The organism is Micromonospora sp. NPDC047762, assembly GCF_043204655.1.
GTDB lineage: Bacteria > Actinomycetota > Actinomycetes > Mycobacteriales > Micromonosporaceae > Micromonospora.
In genome coordinates this window covers 308226-328523 of the sequence record NZ_JBIDCQ010000002.1, presented here as the reverse complement: position 1 = coordinate 328523, position 20298 = coordinate 308226, and the positions used below count along the sequence as shown (strand labels likewise).

Annotated in this window: 26 protein-coding genes; 8 read left to right on the top strand and 18 right to left on the bottom strand. The window is 72.2% G+C overall.

The genetic code is table 11. The features are described 5' to 3' along the window. Positions 1-9 precede the first annotated feature (9 nt). The 5 genes from ACGF3C_RS07035 to ACGF3C_RS07015 all read right to left on the bottom strand — a co-directional run bounded on the left by ACGF3C_RS07035 (position 10) and on the right by ACGF3C_RS07015 (position 3251). Entirely contained in the window at positions 10-747 is a 738-nt protein-coding gene (locus ACGF3C_RS07035; protein WP_124858939.1) for an alanyl-tRNA editing protein, read from the bottom strand. 11 nt (positions 748-758) lie between these two features. Then, positions 759-1646 (bottom strand): alpha/beta hydrolase, encoded by an 888-nt coding sequence (locus ACGF3C_RS07030; RefSeq protein WP_355005802.1) that lies wholly within the window; start codon positions 1644-1646, stop codon positions 759-761. Continuing rightward, positions 1643-1957, bottom strand: coding sequence for a DUF2516 family protein (locus ACGF3C_RS07025; protein ID WP_334507220.1), 315 nt, complete (start codon positions 1955-1957; stop codon positions 1643-1645). Before ACGF3C_RS07025 ends, ACGF3C_RS07030 begins: the two co-directional genes overlap by 4 nt. Positions 1958-2028: 71 nt before the next feature. Beyond that, the gene (locus tag ACGF3C_RS07020) at positions 2029-2667 is read right to left on the bottom strand and encodes a hypothetical protein (protein ID WP_357202021.1); all 639 of its coding nucleotides are present in this window, start codon (positions 2665-2667) and stop codon (positions 2029-2031) included. Beyond that, entirely contained in the window at positions 2664-3251 is a 588-nt protein-coding gene (locus ACGF3C_RS07015; protein WP_393219626.1) for a helix-turn-helix domain-containing protein, read from the bottom strand. Before ACGF3C_RS07015 ends, ACGF3C_RS07020 begins: the two co-directional genes overlap by 4 nt. A gap of 112 nt (positions 3252-3363) precedes the next feature. Here ACGF3C_RS07015 and ACGF3C_RS07010 point away from each other — a divergent pair, with 112 nt between their 5' ends. After that, entirely contained in the window at positions 3364-4161 is a 798-nt protein-coding gene (locus tag ACGF3C_RS07010) for an alpha/beta fold hydrolase (RefSeq protein WP_393219623.1), read from the top strand. A 7-nt stretch (positions 4162-4168) separates the two neighbouring features. Here the strand turns inward: ACGF3C_RS07010 and ACGF3C_RS07005 are convergent, their stop codons facing one another. The 4 genes from ACGF3C_RS07005 to ACGF3C_RS06990 form a co-directional block, all read right to left on the bottom strand. Further along, positions 4169-5128 carry an asparaginase gene (locus ACGF3C_RS07005; RefSeq protein ID WP_393219620.1) on the bottom strand — a complete coding sequence of 320 codons (960 nt, stop codon included), beginning with the start codon at positions 5126-5128 and terminating at the stop codon, positions 4169-4171. Positions 5129-5222: 94 nt separating this feature from the next. Further along, on the bottom strand, positions 5223-6050 hold the full coding sequence (locus tag ACGF3C_RS07000) for a 3-keto-5-aminohexanoate cleavage protein (RefSeq protein ID WP_357229734.1): 828 nt from the start codon (positions 6048-6050) through the stop codon (positions 5223-5225). A gap of 23 nt (positions 6051-6073) precedes the next feature. Next, on the bottom strand, positions 6074-7186 hold the full coding sequence (locus tag ACGF3C_RS06995) for a folate-binding protein (RefSeq protein WP_357229732.1): 1113 nt from the start codon (positions 7184-7186) through the stop codon (positions 6074-6076). Continuing rightward, the gene (locus tag ACGF3C_RS06990) at positions 7183-7611 is read right to left on the bottom strand and encodes a Fur family transcriptional regulator (RefSeq protein WP_091402843.1); all 429 of its coding nucleotides are present in this window, start codon (positions 7609-7611) and stop codon (positions 7183-7185) included. Before ACGF3C_RS06990 ends, ACGF3C_RS06995 begins: the two co-directional genes overlap by 4 nt. Before the next feature lie 68 nt (positions 7612-7679). Here ACGF3C_RS06990 and ACGF3C_RS06985 point away from each other — a divergent pair, with 68 nt between their 5' ends. Beyond that, positions 7680-8561 (top strand): aminotransferase class IV, encoded by an 882-nt coding sequence (locus ACGF3C_RS06985; protein WP_393219615.1) that lies wholly within the window; start codon positions 7680-7682, stop codon positions 8559-8561. A 3-nt stretch (positions 8562-8564) separates the two neighbouring features. On the opposite strand, the gene ACGF3C_RS06980 is transcribed toward ACGF3C_RS06985, so the two are convergent. Next, positions 8565-9155: an FABP family protein gene (locus tag ACGF3C_RS06980; protein ID WP_357229741.1), complete on the bottom strand. Its 591-nt coding sequence runs from the start codon at positions 9153-9155 to the stop codon at positions 8565-8567. Positions 9156-9157: 2 nt separating this feature from the next. Next, complete coding sequence (gene mtfM / locus ACGF3C_RS06975) at positions 9158-9262, bottom strand: small membrane protein MtfM (protein WP_030327764.1); 105 nt, start codon at positions 9260-9262, stop codon at positions 9158-9160. Positions 9263-9274: 12 nt separating this feature from the next. On the opposite strand from mtfM, the gene ACGF3C_RS06970 reads away from it, so the two are divergent. The 3 genes from ACGF3C_RS06970 to ACGF3C_RS06960 all read left to right on the top strand — a co-directional run bounded on the left by ACGF3C_RS06970 (position 9275) and on the right by ACGF3C_RS06960 (position 12160). Beyond that, a complete protein-coding gene (locus tag ACGF3C_RS06970) occupies positions 9275-9649 on the top strand; it encodes a DsrE family protein (RefSeq protein WP_124820325.1) in 375 nt (124 codons plus the stop codon). Positions 9650-9728: 79 nt separating this feature from the next. After that, entirely contained in the window at positions 9729-10109 is a 381-nt protein-coding gene (locus ACGF3C_RS06965; RefSeq protein WP_357229726.1) for an SCP2 sterol-binding domain-containing protein, read from the top strand. Further along, on the top strand, positions 10106-12160 hold the full coding sequence (locus tag ACGF3C_RS06960; RefSeq protein WP_393219610.1) for a glycogen debranching N-terminal domain-containing protein: 2055 nt from the start codon (positions 10106-10108) through the stop codon (positions 12158-12160). The genes ACGF3C_RS06965 and ACGF3C_RS06960 overlap by 4 nt, the downstream gene beginning before the upstream one ends. Before the next feature lie 10 nt (positions 12161-12170). Here ACGF3C_RS06960 and ACGF3C_RS06955 read toward each other — a convergent pair whose 3' ends face one another. The 7 genes from ACGF3C_RS06955 to ACGF3C_RS06925 form a co-directional block, all read right to left on the bottom strand. Next, a complete protein-coding gene (locus ACGF3C_RS06955; RefSeq protein WP_357234684.1) occupies positions 12171-13034 on the bottom strand; it encodes a hypothetical protein in 864 nt (287 codons plus the stop codon). Positions 13035-13105: 71 nt separating this feature from the next. Further along, entirely contained in the window at positions 13106-13564 is a 459-nt protein-coding gene (locus ACGF3C_RS06950) for a winged helix-turn-helix domain-containing protein (RefSeq protein WP_357234686.1), read from the bottom strand. Positions 13565-13759: 195 nt separating this feature from the next. After that, entirely contained in the window at positions 13760-14080 is a 321-nt protein-coding gene (locus tag ACGF3C_RS06945) for a DUF1416 domain-containing protein (protein ID WP_355005813.1), read from the bottom strand. Between the two features lie 2 nt (positions 14081-14082). Further along, a complete protein-coding gene (locus ACGF3C_RS06940) occupies positions 14083-14931 on the bottom strand; it encodes a sulfurtransferase (RefSeq protein WP_355005814.1) in 849 nt (282 codons plus the stop codon). Positions 14932-15137: 206 nt separating this feature from the next. After that, positions 15138-15215, bottom strand: a complete 78-nt coding sequence (locus ACGF3C_RS06935; protein ID WP_310503780.1) for an Ms5788A family Cys-rich leader peptide — start codon at positions 15213-15215, stop codon at positions 15138-15140. Between the two features lie 105 nt (positions 15216-15320). Next, positions 15321-16109, bottom strand: a complete 789-nt coding sequence (locus ACGF3C_RS06930; protein ID WP_357233570.1) for a DUF2993 domain-containing protein — start codon at positions 16107-16109, stop codon at positions 15321-15323. Between the two features lie 104 nt (positions 16110-16213). Continuing rightward, positions 16214-17272, bottom strand: coding sequence for a hypothetical protein (locus ACGF3C_RS06925; protein WP_357233572.1), 1059 nt, complete (start codon positions 17270-17272; stop codon positions 16214-16216). Between the two features lie 241 nt (positions 17273-17513). On the opposite strand from ACGF3C_RS06925, the gene ACGF3C_RS06920 reads away from it, so the two are divergent. From ACGF3C_RS06920 to mshD, 3 genes are all read left to right on the top strand, one after another. Beyond that, positions 17514-18233 carry a response regulator transcription factor gene (locus tag ACGF3C_RS06920; protein ID WP_357233574.1) on the top strand — a complete coding sequence of 240 codons (720 nt, stop codon included), beginning with the start codon at positions 17514-17516 and terminating at the stop codon, positions 18231-18233. Between the two features lie 232 nt (positions 18234-18465). Continuing rightward, positions 18466-19266 (top strand): polysaccharide deacetylase family protein, encoded by an 801-nt coding sequence (locus ACGF3C_RS06915; RefSeq protein WP_393220735.1) that lies wholly within the window; start codon positions 18466-18468, stop codon positions 19264-19266. Between the two features lie 58 nt (positions 19267-19324). Next, positions 19325-20251, top strand: a complete 927-nt coding sequence (gene mshD, locus ACGF3C_RS06910; RefSeq protein ID WP_357206454.1) for a mycothiol synthase — start codon at positions 19325-19327, stop codon at positions 20249-20251. Positions 20252-20298 lie beyond the last annotated feature (47 nt).

Sequence of the window (20298 nt, the reverse complement as noted above, 5' to 3'; positions counted from 1 at the left end):
GTACTCGATCTAGTCGACCAGTCGGACCCGGACCCGGCGGTTGGCCCGGCCCTTGCTCTCCACCTTCACGACCTGAACCTTGCCGATCTGGGCGGTGGAGGCGACGTGGGTGCCGCCGTCGGCCTGCACGTCCAGCCCGACGATGTCGACGATCCGGACCTCCTGCTCATCGGGCGGGATGAGGTTGGACTGGGTACGGATGATGTCCGGCAGGGCCAGCGCCTCGGTGCGCGGCAGCACCCGGGTGGCGACCGAGCGGTCGGCGGCCACCTCGGCGTTGACCAGCTCCTCGATGCGACTCTTGAAGTCCGGGGGCACCTCGGGGAGGTTGAAGTCCATCCGGGCCTCGCCCGGTTCCATCGAGTTGCCGGTCACGAGCGCGCCGAAGTCGCGGAACACCACACCGCAGAGCACGTGCAGCCCGGAGTGGGTACGCATCAGCCGGGTGCGGCGCTCGTCCTCCACCGCGCCGACGACCTCGGTGCCGACCGGCGGCAGCGGATCACCCTCGGCGGGAATCAGGTAGGGGTCGTCGCCCTTGCGAGTGCCGACGATCCGGGTCTGCACGCCCTGCCAGAGCAGCACACCGTGGTCGGGTGGTTGGCCACCACCGCCCGGGTAGAACGCCGAACGGTCCAACACGATGCCCTGCTCGGCATCGGAGTGCAGGACCGTGCACGTCCATTCGCGCAGGGTCGGGTCGGCAAGGTCCAGCCGGTGCGTCCGGCCGTGCTGTGTGACGCCCATGACAGGGCAGGTTACTCGTTCAGGAAGCCGGAGATGCGGTCCCGCAGATCGGCGCGTTCCGACCAGAGCACGCCGGGCCGGTCGTACACGTGCAGGGTGGCCTGGGGAAGCGCCACGGCGAGCCGCTCGGCGACCTCGACCGGGTGCAGGTCGTCGCCCGCGCAACCGATCACCAGCGCCGGTGCGGTGACCGCCGTCAGGTCACCGATCTGGCGCAGCGGTGTCTGGTCGGTGAGCGTGGCCAGACCGTCGGCGAGACCGTCGCGGAGCAGTTGGTCGAGCCGTTGTCGCAGGTAGGCCCAGCCGGCCGGGGTGTTACGCACAGCCGGGGGCAACTCCAGCGTGACGATGTCGGCGACCGCCGAGGCATCCCCGCTCTCCACCGCTTCCAGGAGGTCGGTGATGCGCTCCCGGGCGGCCGGCCCGCGTGGCTCGTCGAGGACCGCCGGCAGGAAGAAGACCAGCTTGTCGAAGCGCTCCGGGCTCTCCACGAGGAGTCGGCAGAGGGCACCCGCGCCGAGACTCGCGCCGAACGCCCGGCTGGCGCCGCCAAGGTCGGCGATCGCCCGCAGATCCCGGGCCAGGTCCAGATAGTCCCATGGCCCGTCCGGGGCTTCGGAACGGCCGTGCCCACGGAACTGGAAGAACACCTTGCGACCGTTCACCCCACTGCCGAACGGTCGGGTGGTGGCGATGCCGTTGCCCAACCCGTGCGCGAACACGGTGACCGGATCACCGGTGCCGGTGACCAGCCGTTCCAGCCGTACACCGTGCGGGGTGGTGATCAGCTCGGTCTCCGGCTCCGGCAGCGCCGGCCGGCCGGTACGCGGCCCACCCGGCCCGGGACCCCAGGTGCGGGGCCCGCTGTCGGGTGGGGGCGGCCAGCGAAAACCTCTCACCAGAACCCTTTGCCGTCACCGAGTTCGCGGAGGCCGATTCGGACATCGAGCAGGTAGATCAGACCGGCGGCGATGCCGACCAGTCCGAAGAGACTGATCGGACCGAAGCCGAGCAGGGTGAGCACGAGGCAGACCGCCAGGATGGCGATCCAGCCGCCCTTGGGCAGCGTCCCGATGGCGGGGAAGGCGTCGGAGCGCTGCGTGATCGCGTGCACCAGGGCAACGCCCTGAACGATCAGCGCGAAGACGAGCAGGATCAGCTGGATCACTTCACGGACGGCGAAGGCGAAGATCGGCGCGGCGTTGGCCATGCCGGCCAGTTTATGTCCACGACCCCGGCTACGTCCGACAAGGACGCCACCGGGGTCGCGGCCACGGTGAACTACTCGGCTGCCGGACGGGTCCGCTTGGTGGCCCGGGGAAGCTTCGCCGACGGGGCCTCGACCGGCTTGGCGGCCTTCGGCGCGCGGGCGGCCTTCTTGACGGCGGCCGGCTTGGCCTCGGCGATCTCCGCCACGTCGGCCGGGGTCGGCGCGTCGGTGGGGGCCGCAGCGGTGGGGGTGGCGGCAGCCGCGGGGGTGGCGGCCGGCGTCACGGCCTCGGTGGCCTCGATGTCGGCGTTGACCGTCTCGGCGGCCTCCAGCACGCCGGCACCGACGACCCGCTCGCCCCGGGCGACCAGCGCGCCGTACGCCGCGAACGCGCGCTCCTGGGCGACCTGGGCGCCCGCGACCACCAGGGCGGCGTTGCGGGTCGCGGCGGCGCGCAGCTTGTCGATGTCGGCGGCCTCGCGCAGCTTCGCCAGGTCGGCGGTCTCGTTGGCGGTGCGCAGCGTCTCGGTGGCCTTCTGCTTCAGCTCGAAGCCGGTCAGCACGGCCCGGCCGCCCAGGTCGGCGACGACCCGGGTGCTGAGGACGCCGACCACGGCCGGCAGCTTGCGCAACTGCTCGATGGCCAGCTCACCGGCGCCGGCAGCGGCGTAGATCGGGGCGGGGATGCGGTTGGTCTTCGGCTCGCTCATGACGTCTCCTCTTCGGCCGCCTCGGCGGCCTTCTTCTTCTGGGGGATGCTGGTGCTGCCCGGGGCGGGGGCGGTGCCCGCCTCGGTGACGGCGACCGACTCGAGCACGGCCTCGGTCGGGGTGCCGCCGACGGTGGTGGGGCCGGTGGCGGCCACATTGGCCAGGTCCGCGGCCTGGCTGGCGGGCTGGTCGGCGGGCTGGTCGGCCTGCGCCGTCTCGGCTTCGGCCTGGGCCTCGGCCAGCCGGGTGTTCTCCCGGCGGAACGTCTCGTAGATCTGACTGAGCGACTGCTTCTGCGCCATCGTCAGGTCGGCGTCCACGGCGATGGCGGCGAGCACCCCGTGGCCTTCCTTGTCGTCGAGCAGACCGGCGCGCAGGTACATCGCCGGCGTGGAGACCCGCAGCGCGCTCGCCAGTTGCTGGAGCACCTCGGCGCTGGGCCTGCGCAGGCCGCGCTCGATCTGGCTGAGGTACGGGTTGCTGACCCCCGCCTGCTCGGCGAGCTGCCGTAGCGAGATCTTGGCGTTGCGCCGAAGATCGCGGATGAACCCGCCGACGTCGGGAAGGTCCTTGGGTGTGGCCATGGCAGCGACGCTAACCGCCCGCGCTAGCTGTTGCAAGCAAAACGCTAGCCATAGTTAGCAAGGTCTCAGGATCGCGTTTGCGCGCCGCTCGACCGATCCGTACGGTCCGTCCGTGGACAAGATCACAGTCAATGGAGCAAGCATCGCGTACGACGAGGCCGGCACCGGTTCGCCCGTCGTCCTGCTGCACGCCGGAATCGCCGACCGGCGGATGTGGCGGGGGCAGGTGTCCGCGCTCGCCGCCCGGCACCGGGTGATCGTGCCGGACCTGCGCGGCTACGGAGACTCCGAGCTCCCGCCGACCCCGTTCACGCACCACGACGACGTGGCCGGGCTGCTGGACGCGCTCGACCTGCCCCGGGCCGCCCTGGTCGGCTGCTCCTTCGGTGGGGCGGTCGCCATCGACACCGCGCTGGCCCACCCCGACCGGGTGAGCGCGCTCGCGCTGTTCGACACGGCGGTCTCCGGAAACGAGTGGTCCGACGAGGCGAACGACCTCTGGGACGACCTGGTCGGCGAGGTCGACCCGGACGACTTCGCCGCCGGTGCGGCCGGTGAGGTGCGGTTCTGGGTGGTCGGCCCGCGACGCCAGCCGGAGGACGTCGGCCCGGAGCTGGTCGCGTTCGCGCAGGAGATGGACCAGCGTGCCCTCGCCGCGGAGCTGGCGCTCGGCGCGGTCGAGGTGGGAGAGCTGTCGCCACCGGCGATCGGTCGTCTCGGTGAGCTGAAGATCCCCGTCCTGGTCACCGCCGGCGCCGCCGACGTGCCGGACATCAGTCGGCTCGCCGACCGGATCGCCGCCGAGGTCCCCGGCGCGGTACGACTGCCCGACGTGCCGGACGCGGCCCACCTGCTGCCGCTGGAGCGCCCGGAGCCGGTCAACGCCGCGCTGCTCGACTTCCTGAGCTAGAGCGCGCTCACCAGAGCGGACGGACCGCCCCGACCGGTACCCCACCACCGAAGAGCGGCACCTCGGCGTACTCGGTCAGCACCGGAGCGTCCACGCCGAGCCGGCGCAGCGCGGAGACCAGTACCGGCATCCGGGCCCGGTCGGCGCCGTCGTCGATCTTCAACGCGACGGCGCCGACGCCCGGCAGCCCCACGGCGATCACGCCCTCGGCACCGACCTTGGCCAGCGCACCCGGGACACCACGCATCAGCCGGGTGTCGTCGGCCTGGGTGCCACCCACGATCTCCGGGTACGCCCGCATCGCGTCGGCCACCGTGCGCGGCACCGAGCCGGGTTCGGCGTCGACCAGCCGCAGGTACGCCCCGGCCAGACCGGCCAGCGACACCGCGAGGACCGGCGCACCGCAACCGTCGACCCCCACCGCCGCCGCCTGCTCGCCGGTGAACTCCTCGATGGCGGCCCGCAGCCGCTGCTGAAGCGGGTGCTCCGGTCGCCAGTAGCCTTCCCGCGACCATCCGGCGGCCTCGCAGGTCAGCAGCATCCCGCTGTGCTTGCCGGAGCAGTTCATCTGCACCCGGGTCGGGCCGCCACCGGCCCGGAGCACCGCCTCCCGGGCCGCGGCCCCCACCGGCAGGTCGGGCGGGCAGTGCAGCGCCGACGCGTCCAGCCCGGCGCGCTCCAGCAGCGCACCGACCCGAGCCAGGTGGAACTCCTCACCGGCGTGGCTCGCCGAGACCAGCGCCACGTCGGCCGGGTCGGTCAGGGCCAGGCCGGCCCGGAGCATCCCGATCGTCTGCATCGGCTTGCTGGCCGAGCGGGGAAAGATCGGCGAGGTCACGTCCCCGGCGGACGCCACCGCGACACCGGCGGCGTCAAGCACCACCACCGAGCCGCGGTGCGCACCCTCCACGAACCCGGACCGGACCACCTCGGCGAGCGGCGCGCCACCCTCGTACGTCTTCGTCACGCGCTGGACGGTACCGACGGTCCGGGGGTGCCCGGCGGCGGGGTGACCAGGAGGTCCACCGCCCGGGTGACAGGGGCGCGGGACAGACCCGGCCTTACAGCCCGAGCAGTTCGCGAGCCTCGGTGGTGGTCAATGGCGGGCGCTGGGCGAGCTGGGCGAAACCCACCGCGCGGGCCACCAGTTGCATGTTCGACTCCACCGGACGGCCCTTGGCGTACGTCACGGTGTCCTCCATGCCGACCCGCAGGTGCCCGCCGGTCGACAGAGCGGCCAGCATCACCGGGATCGTGCTGCGGCCGACGCCGGTGGCCGAGAAGGTGGTGCCCTCGGGCAGGTCCCGCAGCATCCGGTGGGCCGCGACGAGGGTCTCGGTGGTGCCCGGCATCCCGCCCGGCACGCCCATCACGAAGTCGACGTGCACGTGCCCACCGGCCGGCAGCCCGTACTTGCCGAGCAACCGCTGCAACGCGGACAGGTGGCCGAGGTCGAAGATCTCGTACTCCGGCACGATCCCGCGTTCCTGCATCCGGGTGTGCAGGTCGACGATGAACTCCCAGCGGTTGAGGAAGACGTCGTCGCCGAAGTTGACAGTGCCCATGGTGCAGGAGGCCATGTCCGGACGGGCGTCGAGCACGGCGAGTCGGGCGGCCTCCGGGTCGGTCACCGCGCCACCGGAGGAGAGCTGCACGATCAGGTCCGTGCTCTCCCGCAGCGCCGCCACGGTGTCGGCCAGCCGCACCGGGTCGAGCGTCGGTCGGGCCTCGTCGTCGCGGATGTGGACGTGGATCACGGCGGCGCCGAGCGCCTCGCACTCCTTGGCGGTGAGCAGCAACTCGTCGAGGGTCACCGGCAGCGCCGGCACCTCCGCCTTGGCCGACTCAGCGCCGGTCGGGGCCACCGTGATCAACGTCCCTGTCGTCATGCCGGCGATCCTAGACGGCCCGGTCAGGAGGGGTCGATCGCCGCTGCGGTCTCGCCGATCAGCAAGGCGGCGTCGTCCGGGACGTTCCGCTTCAGGACCGCGAGCGCGACCTGGCCCAGCTCGTGGTGCAGCACGGCGGTGCCGACGAAGCCGACCGCCCGGCCATCGAGCGTCACCGGCGTACCGGCCACCGGCGGCTGATCGGTGGTCACCCCGTCCAGATGCAGCAGTACGAGGCGACGCGGCGGCCGGCCCATGTTGTGCACCCGCGCCACCGTCTCCTGCCCCCGGTAGCAACCCTTGTCCAGATGCACCGCCGGGGCGATCAGGTCGACCTCGGCCGGGATGGTCCGGTGGTCGGTGTCCACCCCGACCCGGGGCTGCCGGGCGGCCACCCGGATCGCCTCGTACGCCCACAGCCCCGCGAGCGGGACGCCGGCGCCGCGCAACTCCGCCACCACCTGGTCCATCGCCGACCGGGGCACCAGCAGGTCCACCCCGAGCGGACCACGTCGGGCCCAGCCGCCGATCGGCAGCGGTCGTACGTCGTACCGCGCGCTCGCCCGTGGTGGCACGGCACCGTGCGGGAACTTCGGACCCGGCACCGCGACCACGTCCGGTGCGGCGAGCCCGGTCACGCCGAGCGAGCCGAGCGCCTCCATGGCCGCCGGCCCCACCAGCGACAACAGCGCGCGCTCGGCCGTCGCGTCGCGTGGCTCGACCTTGCTGAAGAACCGCATCTTCTCCAGGTAGGTCAGCAGACCCTCCGTCGCACCGGGCTCGGTGTCGAGCCAGGCGGTCTCGCCGTCCTCGGCGACCATGGCGTGCTGCTCGACGTGGCCGTGCGGGGACAGCACCAGCAACTCGGTGCCCTCGCCTGCGGAGAGCGCGGTCAGGTGCTGCGAGGTGACAGTGTGCAGCCAGCTGGCCCGCTCTTCCCCGGGCACCGCGATGACCCCCCGGTGCGACCTGTCGACCAGACCGACAGCGGTGTCGAGGGTGCGCTGCTCGCGCAGCGGGTCGCCGTAGTGCGCGGCCACCCCCCGCACACCGGCCGCGACGTGCGCCGGATCTGGCTGGTCACGGCTGGCCTCGTCGATGCTCTCGACGGCCACCGCGCCCGCGATGTCGATCATTTTTCGTCCCCGTTCTCGCAGCGTACGCAGACGCCGAAGAGTGACACGTGCCCGATGTCCACCCGGAACCCGCGCTGCGCGGCCAACTGGTCGGCGAGCGGGCGGAGCAGCTCCGGATCGATCTCGTCGATCGCGCCACACTCCCGGCAGACCAGGTGGACGTGTTGGTGCTCACCGGCGGCGTGATAGGTCGGTGAGCCGTGCGACAGGTGCGTGTGGGTGACCAGGCCGAGCCGTTCCAGCAGCTCAAGCGTGCGGTAGATGGTGGTGATGTTGACGCCGGCGGCCACCTCCCGGACTGCGGTGTGCACCTGCTCCGGAGTGGCGTGGCCCAGATCGAGCACCGCCTGGAGAACGAGCTGCCGCTGGGCCGTCAGCCGCAGCCCACGGGCCCGCAGCATTTCCGCGAGGGAGGATTCGGACACGCTCCGATCATAGTTCGGCCACCAGGCTGTTCCCCGCACCGCGATCGATCACCGCTACGCTCGCGGTCATGGTGACGTCGTCCGTCGGCAATGTCCCGGCTGCGCCGAGCCCGCGGATCGCCGTGCTCGGGCGGGGCCTCATCGCGACCGACGAGCCCGTGCTCCGCGGCGACGACCTGGGCGTTCTGCGCGGCGACGGGCTTTTCGAGTCCATGCACCTGCGCCAGGGCCGGCCGTGGTTGCGCGACGAGCACCTGGCCCGAATGACCACGGCCGCGGCGGCCGTCGACCTGGACCTGCCCCCCGCCGACGCGCTCATCGACCTCCTCGACACGGTGCGTGCGGGCTGGCCCGCACCGGTGGAGGGCGCGCTACGGCTGGTCTGCACCCGGGGCTCCGAGGCCGGCGGCCCGCCGACCGTCTACGCCACGCTGACCGAGGTGCCGGCGTCGTCGCGGGCGGCCCGGCGGAACGGGATCACAGTGGCCACCCTGCCGTTGGGGGTGCCCGCCGACGCGCGTACCGGGCTCGACTGGTTACCGGCCGGGATCAAATCCACGTCGTACGCGGTCAACAGCGCCGCCCGACGCTGGGCACAGCGGGCCGGCGTGGACGACGTGCTCTGGGTCTCCTCCGACGGGTACGCCCTGGAGGGGCCGATCGCGAACGTGGTGTGGCTCACCGCGGGCACGCTCTGCACCGTGCCGGCCGCGACCACCGGCATCCTGCCCGGCACGACAGCGGCCTGGCTGCTCGCCCATGCTCACGAGCTGGGCCTGGACGCCGCCGAACGGATGGTCACGCCAGCCGAGCTGCACGCCGCCGACGGGGTCTGGTTCAGCTCGTCCGTGCGCGGGCTCGCCGAAATCCGAATGCTGGACGGGGTGCGCCGGAACCCTTGCCCGCGCACCCCCGCCCTGCACTCACTGCTGGGCTTCCCCGTCGGGTAGCGGTCAGCCGCCGACCCGGACGAGTCGGGCGGAGAGGTGCGGACTGAGCCCGTGCCCCATGGCGGCCATCTCCTGGGCGTAGAGCAGCGCACCCTCGACGATGCCGAAGAGCCGGTGCCCGCCGGTGACCTCCTTGGCGGTCGGAGTCCGGATCACCGCGTCGGTGGCGAACTCGAGCTGCGTGCCGGTGCGCTTGCCCAGGTGCAGCTCCATCACCCCGGTCGGGGTGGTGATCAGCGCCTCCAGCTCGTCGGTCGCCCGCCCGTCCACCAGCACCGGTCGCCACCAGCCCACCTCGCGGCCGGCCGGACGGACCGGCTTGCTCTGCTCGTCGAGGATCCACGCACGCGACTCGTAGTGCAGGAACGGTCGGCCGTCGTGGCTGATCCGAATTTCCTGCGCGTAGTCGAAGTCCTCGATGGTGGGGAAGCCGCCCTTGCCCCGACCGCGCCACAGACCGATGTACGGCAGCAGGGCGTCCAGCGCGGGGTGCAGCTTCGGCCCGACCCGCAGGTCGTGGCTCTCCTCGAACGGGTACTCCTCGACCGGCGGCGCGTTCAGCCACGGCGGCTGCAGCGGGTTCTCGCTCATCAGCGTCACCAGCGTCCTCTCGAAATGCGTACGGCAAGGTAGACCAGGCCACCCGCGAGCCCGCCCAGGCCAGCGACCAGCAGGCTGACAAACCCGATCTCGGTAACCATCCCGGCCATCCTATGCTGGGCCACATGGCCCGCAATCTCGTCGTGAAGGCCACCGCGGGGGCGGACGCCCCGGAGCGGTGCGCGCAGGCATTCACCGTCGCCGCGACGGCGGTAGCGGCCGGGGTGGACGTCTCGCTCTGGCTGACCGGTGAGTCCACCTGGTTCGCGCTGCCCGGTCGCGCCCAGCAGTTCGACCTGCCGCACTCCGCGCCCCTGGCCGAGTTGTTGCACGTCATCCTGACCAGCGGCCGGGTGACCGCCTGCACGCAGTGCGCGGCCCGTCGGGAGATCGGCCCGGACGACGTACTCCCCGGCGTCCGGATCGCCGGTGCAGCGGTTTTCGTCGAGGAGGCGTTGGCCGAGGGCGCGCAGGCGCTCGTCTACTGACCGCACGGCGGCGGCCTGTCGATCCGAGCGGAGTGCCGATACCGACCCGACATCTCGGACGGCTGCCTACGATTCGGATGTGACCGAGGCGGCGGAGAGGTTCTTCGAGACACTGCCGTCGCGCGCAGCCGAGGTTCTGGGCGGCCTGGCCGACGGCACCCTCCAGATCGACCTCGGCGACGACCACCGCACCGAACACTGGCTGGTCCGGATGCGACCCGGGTCGGTGCAGGTCACCCGAGGGCGTGGGCCGGCCGACGCGATCTGGTACAGCAGCGCCGACCTCTTCGACCGGCTGATCCGCGGCGAGGCCCAGGGGGTCGCGGCGGTGCTGCGCAACGAGAGCACGTTCAGCGGGAACGTGGTGCTCTTCCTCGCCTTCCGCCGGTTCTTTCCGGACCCGCCCGGCACCCGCGACCCCCGCGAAACGGCCCGCCGAGCAGCCGGGCGACTTCGATGAAGGACCTCGTCAGCATCCTGGACGGCAACACCTTCCTGGTCAGCGACCGGCGTGGCGACATCGAACCGTCCTACGACTTCCCCACCGGGCTGTTCTCCTTCGACACCCGCTTCCTGTCCACGTGGGTGCTCACCCTGGACGGCGAACGGCTGCACGCCCTCTCCGTCGACGATGCCGAGTCGTACCGCACCCGGTTCTTCCTCGCCCCCGGCGAACCCACGCACTATCTGGACGCCAAGGCGTCGGTGATCCGCAGCCGGGCGATAGTGGGCAGCTTCGAGGAGGAACTGACAGTGCTGAACCACCTCGGCGCGGAGGTCGAGTGCACCCTCCGGATCGAGATCGGGGCCGATTTCGCCGACCTGTTCGAGATCAAGAACTCTCGGCAGAAGCGGGGCCGGACCACGATCACGGTCGCCGAGAACGAATTGCGGCTGTCCTACCGGCGGGAGGCGTTCCACCGGGAGATGGTGGTCAGCACCACCGCGCCGGCGCAGGTCGACGACACCGGAATGACCTTCCGGATCCGGATAGCCCGCAACGACAGCTGGACCACCAGACTGCACGTGTCCAGCGTCGTCTTCGGTGCCCGGGGCGAGGACATCCGGGCCACCCTCCCGTACGGCGGCAGCCGCAGCGCGGACGCGATCCGGGCCGAACAGCAGGAGCTCATCGACCGGGCGCCGAAGCTCGGCTGCGACTGCGAGCCGCTGGCCGGGGCGTACCGGCGCAGCCTCAACGACCTGGCCGCGCTGCGCTACGAGTCGATCGCCCTGGGCGTACGGCTGATCGCCGCGGGACTCCCCTGGTTCATGACCCTGTTCGGCCGGGACAGCATCATCACCTCGTTGCAGGTGCTGCCGTTCCTGCCGGAACTGGTCCCGCCGACCATCCTGATGCTGGCCGGACTACAGGGGCAGCGGGTGGACGACTTCCGGGACGAGGAACCCGGCAAGATCCTGCACGAGCTGCGGTACGGGGAGACCGCCGGCTTCGAGGAGCAGCCGCACTCGCCGTACTACGGGTCGGCCGACTCGACGCCCCTGTTCATCATCCTGGTCGACGAGTACGAGCGGTGGACCGGTGACGCGGCACTCGTCCGTAAGCTGGAACCGCAGATCCGCGCGGCGTTGGAGTGGATCGACACCTATGGTGACCTGCTCGGCACCGGTTACCTCTGGTACCAGACCCGCAACCCGGAGACCGGCCTGCAGAACCAGTGCTGGAAGGACTCCTGGGACGCCATCTCGTACGCCGACGGTCAACTGCCCGGCTTTCCCCGGGCCACCTGCGAGTTGCAGGGCTACGCCTACGACGCGAAGGTCCGGGCCGCCCGGCTGGCTCGGGACTTCTGGAACGACCCGGAGTTCGCCGACGAGTTGGAGCGGCAGGCCGCCGACCTGAAACGGCGGTTCGACCGCGACTTCTGGATCGCCGACCGCGAGCACTACGCGCTCGCGCTGGACGCCGACGGCCGGCAGGTGGACGCGCTGACCTCGAACATCGGGCACCTGCTGTGGAGCGGCATCGTGGACGAGTCCCGCGCCGGCAAGGTGGTCGAGCACCTGCTCGGGCCACGACTGTTCTCCGGCTGGGGGGTGCGGACGCTCGCCTCGGACGAGGGACGGTACAACCCGATCGGCTACCACGTGGGCACCGTCTGGCCGTTCGACAACTCGATCATCGCCTGGGGGTTGTGGCGGTACGGCTTCCGGGAGGAGGCCGGGTTGCTCTGCGAGACGATGCTGGCCGCGTCCCGGTACTTCGAGGGTCGGCTACCGGAGGCGTTCGCCGGCTACGCCCGTGACCTCACCGACTATCCGGTGGAGTACCCGACCGCATGCAGCCCGCAGGCCTGGTCGACAGGCACCCCGCTGCTGCTGCTGCGGGTGATGCTGGGGTTGGAGCCGCAGGGCGAGCACCTGATCATCGACCCGGCCGTGCCACCGGGCATGGGCCGGGTGGAGCTGCTGGACATCCCCGGCCGGTGGGGCAAGGTCGACGCGTTGGGCCGCAGCCGTGGCCCCGAGGACCAGCCGGACGGCCGCTGAACCGCCCGGCTCAGCTCGGGCAGCCGACGGTGGCGGCGAGTCGGGTGGCGTCCGGGCTGATCTCGGCCAGCACCGTGACGGCACCGCTGCGGTACGCGTACACCGGGGGTTGGTCCAGCAGTGGGGTGTTGCCGGCCAGCGGGGCGAGGGCGACCGTCGAGGCCGCCGGGCCGGGACCGTTGACGAACCAGGCGGTACGGGCGATCCCGCCGCCCGGGCAGGGCGCGGTGGCCAGCTCCGACGCGGCGTCGCCCGGCCGGTCGAGGGCCTTCAACGCGGCGGTCAGCGCGGCGGCCTCCGGGCCGGAAGCGGTGGCCGGAGCCGGCGTGTAGCCGGCGCCGACGGGCCGGCAACCGGTGTCGACGACCAGACGCACCCGGCCGTCGACGGTCGGCCGGCCCTCGACGGCCACGAAGTCTCCGGCGTCGGCGCGCAGCTCGGGGCCGTCCAAGCCGGGCCCGACCCCCGCCCGCCAGCTCGCCGGCAGCCGCTCGGCGATGCCGGCCAGCACGGCCCGCTCGTCACCGGTGGCAGCGAGCACCCCGACCTCGCGCCGCAACCTCGCCCCGTCGGCGAACGGGGTGACCCGGCAGCCGGACGCCACCCGCGCCGGGCTCAGTTCCAGCAGTCCGGCCGCACCGGCCGCGCGAGCCAACTCGCCGACCGCCCGGTCGACCACCGGGCCAGCCTGATCGAGGGAACGCTGCTCGCGGACTGTCGGCGGGTCGTTGCGCACCGATATCCAGGTGAGCCCGGCCAGCAGCACCGCCCAGGCCACTGTCACGGCCAGCAGCCAACGCCGCCGCGACCGGGCCGGTGTCGGCGCGGCGGGGCCGGCCGAGGAGGCCCAACCCGTCTGGACAGCACCGCTCACCCGGCCATGGTGTCACGCGCCCGCTGCCGGGCCGGCAGCGGAGGCGGTCGGCCCGACGGAGCGACAGCGGGTCAGTGGTCGTTCAGCCGGGGCGGCGGGTCGAGCCGGTAGCCGACGCCCCGCACGGTGTGCACCTGCGGGCCGCCCGGTAGACCCCGCAGCCTGCGGCGAAGCCGCCTGACGGTGGATTGCAGCGCTGCGGTGTCAGCGCCACCCAGCGCGGAGACGCAGAGCCGTTCGTAGCTCCACACCACCAGCGGTGGGCCGATGAGCAGGGTGAGCAACTCCCGTTCCGTGGGGGTCAGCGGGAGCACCTCGCCGCGCCAGGTGACCTGATGGCCGGCCCGGTCGACGACCAGCTCACCCCACTTCACCAGGCCCCGCGCCTCGTTGAGTGGAAGGACCGTGGGACTGACCCGCGCCGGACCCACCGGCGACGACAACAGCTCGCGTAGCTCGGTCAGATCGGAACAGCTGAGCACCGGGGCACGCCCGTCGAGTTGGCTCAGCACCCGCTCCCGCAGCGACATGTCGGTGCCCACGCAGAGGACGATGGGGACCGCTTCGTCGGACCCGCCGCTTTCATCCCTGAAATTCACCAGTAGATAGTGACGCACGCCGATGGATTTCGGCACCCGCCCCGGCGTGCCGGCACGCCGACGACAAACGACCGGGGCCAGCCACCCCCGGGAGGGTGACCGGCCCCGGTCGATCAGAGCAGTGGGTCAGGCGACGGTGACGGCAACCTCGTTGACGCCTCGGCCGGCAGTGACGGCGGTGTCGCCGTTGCCGTGCCGGGACAACGCCCGCAGCGTCCAGGAACCCGGTGCGGCGAAGAACCGGAACTGCCCGGCGGACGAGGTGACCACCTCGGCGGTGAACTCACCGGTCGAATCGAGCAGCCGGACGTACGCGCCGGGCACCGGCTCGGCCTCGGCGGAACGGACGATGCCGGTGATCACGGTTTCCTTCTCCAGGTCCAGGCTGGCCGGCAGCGGCGCGGCCTGGTCCGGTGCGGCGCAACCCGCGGCGGTGGGAAGAGTCATGATCATGCCTCCCCGGGTTCGTCGCCGAGCGCGACCGGCACACCGACCAGCGAGCCGTACTCGGTCCAGGAGCCGTCGTAGTTCTTGACGTTGCGGTGACCCAGCAGTTCCTGGAGCACGAACCAGGTGTGCGACGAGCGCTCACCGATCCGGCAGTACGCGATGGTCTCCCTGCCGTCGTCGAGCCCCGCGTCGCCGTAGATCCTGCGCAGCTCGTCGTCGGACCGGAAGGTGCCGTCCTCGTTGGCCGCCTTGGACCACGGCACGCTGATCGCGGTGGGGATGTGGCCGGCCCGCTGCGCCTGCTCCTGCGGCAGGTGGGCGGGGGCGAGCAGGCGACCGGCGAACTCGTCGGGGCTGCGCACGTCGACCAGGTTCTTGGTGCCGATCGCCGCGACGACCTCGTCGCGGAACGCCCGGATGGAGGTGTCCGGCTCCTGCGCGACGTACTGCGTCGCCGGGCGGGACACCGCGTCGGTGACGAGCGGACGGGCGTCCAGCTCCCACTTCTTACGGCCGCCGTCGAGCAGCTTCACGTCCCGGTGGCCGTAGAGCTTGAAGTACCAGTAGGCGTACGCGGCGAACCAGTTGTTGTTGCCGCCGTACAGGACGACGACGTCGTCGTTGCTGATGCCCCGCTCGGAGAGCAGCGCCTCGAACTGCGACTTGTTGACGAAGTCCCGGCGGACCTGGTCCTGGAGGTCCGTCTTCCAGTCAATCTTGATGGCGCCGGCGATGTGGCCGGTCTCGTAGGCCGAGGTGTCCTCGTCGACCTCGACGAAGACGACGCCCGGGGCGTCGAGGTTCTTCTCGGCCCACTCGGCCGAAACGAGTGCGGTGTCGCGACTCATCGAATCACTCCCTGGTGAGGATGGATGGTGAGCCAACGCGCGGAGATCGATGGATGCAACTGTCGCACCACGCGCGGGACCCAGCGGAAGGACGGGATCACGGGTTCGTGCGACGGCGCCGCTGCCGGGCGTTCGGTGGGATGACCGGAGGGTGTGAGAACCCCGTGCCGGTGGCCGCCGTCAGGCGGCCGGAGACAGCCCCGCCGTCAGATGACGGGGCGACACAGGCAGGTGGCCACGCGGCACAGGTCGACCGCGCGCCGTTTGGTGAGGTGGGTCCCCATGGCCAGGGAGCTTACCAGCCAGTGACCGTGCTGCCACTGGGCCGACCACCATCCGGGAATCGCCGGGATCGCCGGGGATTCCGGCGTCCCACCGCGCCTCCGGCGTCAGCCAGCGGAGTTGATCGGGACGTTCTTCGCGTCGACGGTGACCGCCAGCCCCTCCGGCAGCGGACGGACCTCGCGGACCGCGAGCTGGAACGGCAGCTCCGGCAGGGGAACATCGATGGAGATGCTCTTGGCGTAGTTGCTCAGGAAGGCCCGGGCCAGCGGCAGGTTCGGCAGACCGGCGGCGTCCAGGTCGTTGAACCGCAGGGCGACAGCGCCGTTGTCGGCGACAGTGACGTCGGCGGTGCCGCTGATGGTGAGCTTCTGACCGAGGATGTCGGCCGGGGCCGTGACGGTGAGCTTGCCGTTCTGCTCGCCGAGCGTGAGGCCCGGGCGCTTCAGCAGCGCGGCCAGACTCTCGTAGCTGATCGTGCCGGCGCCGTTGACGGTGTCCGCCACGATGTCACCCTGGCCGGTGCGCAGGGTGTCCAGCGAGGCCCGCACCTTGCGGGCGGTCACGTCGAGCACCGGGAGCCGAACGGCTTCGCCCTCGACCGGGGCCTGCACGTCCCGCAGGTTGATGGTGATCCGCTGGTAACGGCCATCCAGCACCTGGGTGAGGAACGGGGTCCCGCCCACCTCCACCTCAGGAGCGGCGGACTGCGCGCCCTGCTTGGTGATCTCCTGGCGGACACGGTCGGCGATCATCCGCTCGGCGACCCCGACCGCGACCCGGTCGGCGACCACCAGCAACCCCGCCAGCAGCAGGAGCAGCACGAACAGCCCGATGAGCAGCTTGCGGCCACGCCGTCGGGGTCGCGCCTGGTCCACCGGATAGTCCTGCGCCACGCCGCCTCCTGTCTCCGCCCGTCGCGCCGCGACGGGTCGTTCATACCGACGCCGCAGGGCGGCGCACCCGTAGGTACCCGACCGGCCCAGCGCTCAACCGCGACTCAGAGGAGAAGCATGCACATGGCGTACGCGGCGGGCGCCGCCAGGGCGAAGCCGCCGAGCGGGCCCTGCATGTGCCGGGCCACCCACATCGTGGGCGGTTCACCGGCCATCAACCGGCCCGCCTCCGCGTACCCCACGGCGAGATCGGAGAGGACGGCGGTGACCGCCGCGACCAGGCCGATCACGGCGGCCCGGGTCGGCGTGAAGGGAGCCACCAGGTAGCTGCCGAGGAGGGCGCTGGTCAGCGTGCCGACCATCGCGCCGGCCACCACGCCGGCGGCGCCCCGGGGCACCTGCGGTGCGAGCCGGGGCCAGGGCAGGACGGCGTCGGTGAGCCGGGCGACGGTGAGCGCGACACCGCTCGCGGTCAGGCAGACGGTGATCGCCTGCGTGCCGGCCGGGATCCGGCTGAGCACGATCAGGGTGCCGAAGGCCACCACCCCGACCACGATGAGCAGTGTGGAACCGACGGAGTCGGTGACCCGGACCCGGTCGACGCGACGAACCAGTTGGCCGAGCACCGCGGCGAGGAACCCACCGGCGGCCAGGTAGCCCAGCGGCGCCAGGCCGGCGACGTCGGTCTGCACCGCCGCGATGTCGACCAGCGCCGCGACAACGGCGCTGATCCCGGCGACCACCAACAGCGCGGGCGGACGCATCGCCATCGTCCAGGCGAGCACGAAGAGCAGTTGGACGCCGAAGATGATGAAGGCGAACGGCAGCCGGTGACCGGGACCCGACGTCTGCGCGCCGAGCACCAGGCCGACGCCGAGCAGGGCAGCGAAGCCGGCGATGGTCAGCGCCAGTTGACGGTGCACCGCGACCGGGGGAACGACCTCCTCTTCCGGCTCGTCGATCTCGTCTTCGGATCGGCGGGCCGGCTCGCCGGAGCGGCGGGCACGGCGCGGCCCACCCCGTTCGCGGCGGTCGCCATCGGTGGTGGCCGGACCGGTACGCGGCGCGGGCGGTTGGCCGCGCGTCGCTGCGGCGGCCGGACCCGGTTGGGGCCCGGCGGGCCACGATTCGCGGCCGGCCTCGGGCGAGGTGGAAGGAAACACGACCCGATCGTGCCAGACCGACGGCCCGACGCGGTGGTCAAGGGTTTCAGCGACGTTAAAAACCGGGCCACGATCAGGGGCAAGCTAGACAAACGGGAAATGGCCTGACGGCGCGGCCGAGGCGATCGGTTAGGCTCAACGCGTTACCCGCCCGTCAGCGACGCCGGGACCACGCAATTTCTCAGCGCACTCCTTGAAGAGTGCGACTGGTCGCGTGCGGCCTTGCGCCGCCGGGACGGAGGTGATCGTGGAGATCCTGCTGCTGGTGACCGCGCGCGCAGGAGAACCGTCGGCTGTGCTGCCGGCGCTCGACCTGCTACCGCACTCGGTCCGCACCGCGCCGCGTGACGTTCGCACCCTGGTCGCGGGCCCCAGCCCCGACGCGGTGATGGTGGATGCCCGATCGGAGTTGAGCGAGGCCCGGGCGACCTGCCGGATGTTGCACGCCACCGGGCTCGGCGTGCCGTTGGTCGCGGTGGTGACCGAGGCCGGCCTGATCGCACTCAACGCCGACTGGGGCGTCGACGACGTCATCCTCGCCTCGGCCGGCCCCGCCGAGGTCGAGGCACGGCTGCGGCTGGCGGTGGGCCGGCTGAGCAACGCGACGGCTGGCGCGGGTGGCTCGATCCGGGCCGGCGAGTTGACCATCGACCCGGACACCTACGCGGCCAAGCTCAAGGGCCGTCCGCTCGACCTCACCTACAAGGAGTTCGAGCTGCTCAAGTTCCTGGCTCAGCACCCGGGCCGGGTGTTCACCCGGGACCAGCTCCTGCGCGAGGTCTGGGGCTACGACTACTTCGGCGGCACCCGCACGGTGGACGTGCACGTCCGGCGACTGCGCGCCAAGCTCGGCTCGGAGTACGAGTCGATGATCGGCACCGTTCGCCAGGTCGGCTACAAGTTCGTCGTGCCCCCGTCGCGGTCGCTTGTCGAGGCGGAGCACGCGCCCCTGCCGGTCTGATCCGGAGACGACTCGGGGCGATTTCCCATATGCCCTTTTTGCGCAGCTCGGCAGCTCTATTCTGACTGCCGGGTTTGTCGGAGAAAGGGGCGACGGTGCGCGCACTGACCACGGGGGCGACGGGCCGGCGTGACCGGCAAGCCAGGCGGAAGTCGTGACGCGGGGCAGCACCACCGCCCGGGCCGCGGGGATCGTGACGCTGGTGGTGGCGGGGCTGCTCGGCTCCGCGTACATGCTGGGCCGCAGCCTCGTCCCCGACCAGACGCCTCGGCATTCCACCGGTGTCACCACGAGCGCCGACGGACCGCACTACGCCGACCAACCCAGCGTCGGCGAGCCGGGCGGAGCCCCGAGCGCCAGCGCGAGCGCGGCCGAGACCGGCCCGGCCGAGACCGGCCAGGACGGGTCCGGACGGGTGGCCGGAGGCGACAACCTGTTCGGCGCGCACGCCACCACCGGCACCCCGCGGCTCGCGCTGACCTTCGACGACGGGCCGGACCCGCGCTACACGCCGCAGGTCCTCGCCCTCCTGCGCGAATACGACGTGCGCGCCACGTTCTGCGTCGTCGGCGAGAACGCGCAGGACCACCCCGACCTGATCCAGTCGATCGTGGACGACGGGCACACCCTGTGCAACCACTCCTGGCACCACGACGTCGGCCTGGGCACCCGGCCGGCCGACGCGATCCGCTCCGACCTTCTGCGCACCAACGCGGCGATCCGGGCGGCGGTGCCGAACGCGCCGATCGTCTGGTACCGCCAGCCGGGCGGAGCGTGGACGTACCCGGTGGTGTCGGTGGCGCGGCAGCTCGGCATGACCCCGCTGCACTGGTCGGTGGACCCGTCGGACTGGGAGCTACCCGGCGCCACCAAGATCACCGCGACGGTGCTGAGCCAGGCCGCGCCGGGCTCGGTGGTGCTGCTGCACGACGCCGGTGGGGACCGGCAGGGCACGATGGACGCGCTGCGCCGCATCCTGCCCGACCTGACCGCCCGGTTCGAGCTGGAGGCACTCCCCACCGACCCGACGTGAGCCGGGGCTTTACGGCGACGCTCCGGGCGTCACGACACGCAACGGATACGGTGGCGGGATGAGCAGCGCGGAGCCGACCAGCGACCAGGTGACCCGGAGCGACCAGCTGGCGCCGGCGGAGATCGCCGACGTACTCGCCCTCGCCGGCGCCGCAGGTGACACGGACGGAGCCGACCCGCTCGACGAACACGTCCTGCTGCGGCTGCGCGACCCCGACGCCCCCGCCGTGCATCTGATCGCCCGCGCCGACGACGGCACCCTCACCGGGTACGCGCACCTGGACACCACCGACCCGGTCGGTGGAATCGGGGTGGAGCTGGTCGTGCACCCCGCGTACCGGCGGCGGGGCACCGGGCGGGCGCTCGCCCGGGGCGTACTCGCCTCGGCCACCGGGCCGCTGCGGGCGTGGGCGCACGGCGACCACCCCTCGGCCGCCGCGCTCGCCGTCGACCTCGGCTTCGCCCGCGCCCGGGTGCTCTGGCAGCTGCGCCGGCCGTTGGCGGCGCCGCTGGGTGAGCCGCGCCTGCCCGACGGGGTGGCGCTGCGCGCGTTCCGGCCCGGGGCGGACGACGCGGCCTGGCTGGCCCTCAACGCACGGGCCTTCGCCGAGCACCCCGAACAGGGCCGGTGGACATCGGACGACCTGCGGGTCCGCCTCGCCGAGCCGTGGTTCGATCCGGCAGGCTTCCTGCTCGCCGAAGAGACCGCGACCGGCCGACTGCTCGGTTTCCACTGGACCAAGGTGCACGAGCGGCCGGGGTCGGCCCGGATCGGCGAGGTGTACGTCCTGGGGGTGGAGCCGACCGCGCACGGTGGCGGGCTGGGCCGGGCCCTGACCACCGCCGGGTTGGCACACCTGCGGGACAAGCGTGGCCTCGACCGGGTGATGCTCTTCGTGGACGACTCGAACACCGGGGCCGTCGCGCTCTACGAGCGGCTGGGCTTCGCCCGCTGGTCCGCGCACATCAACTACCACCTGGGCTGACCGTCGGCCGTCGCTCCGAACGCGTCACCGATGGGTAACGGGCGAGC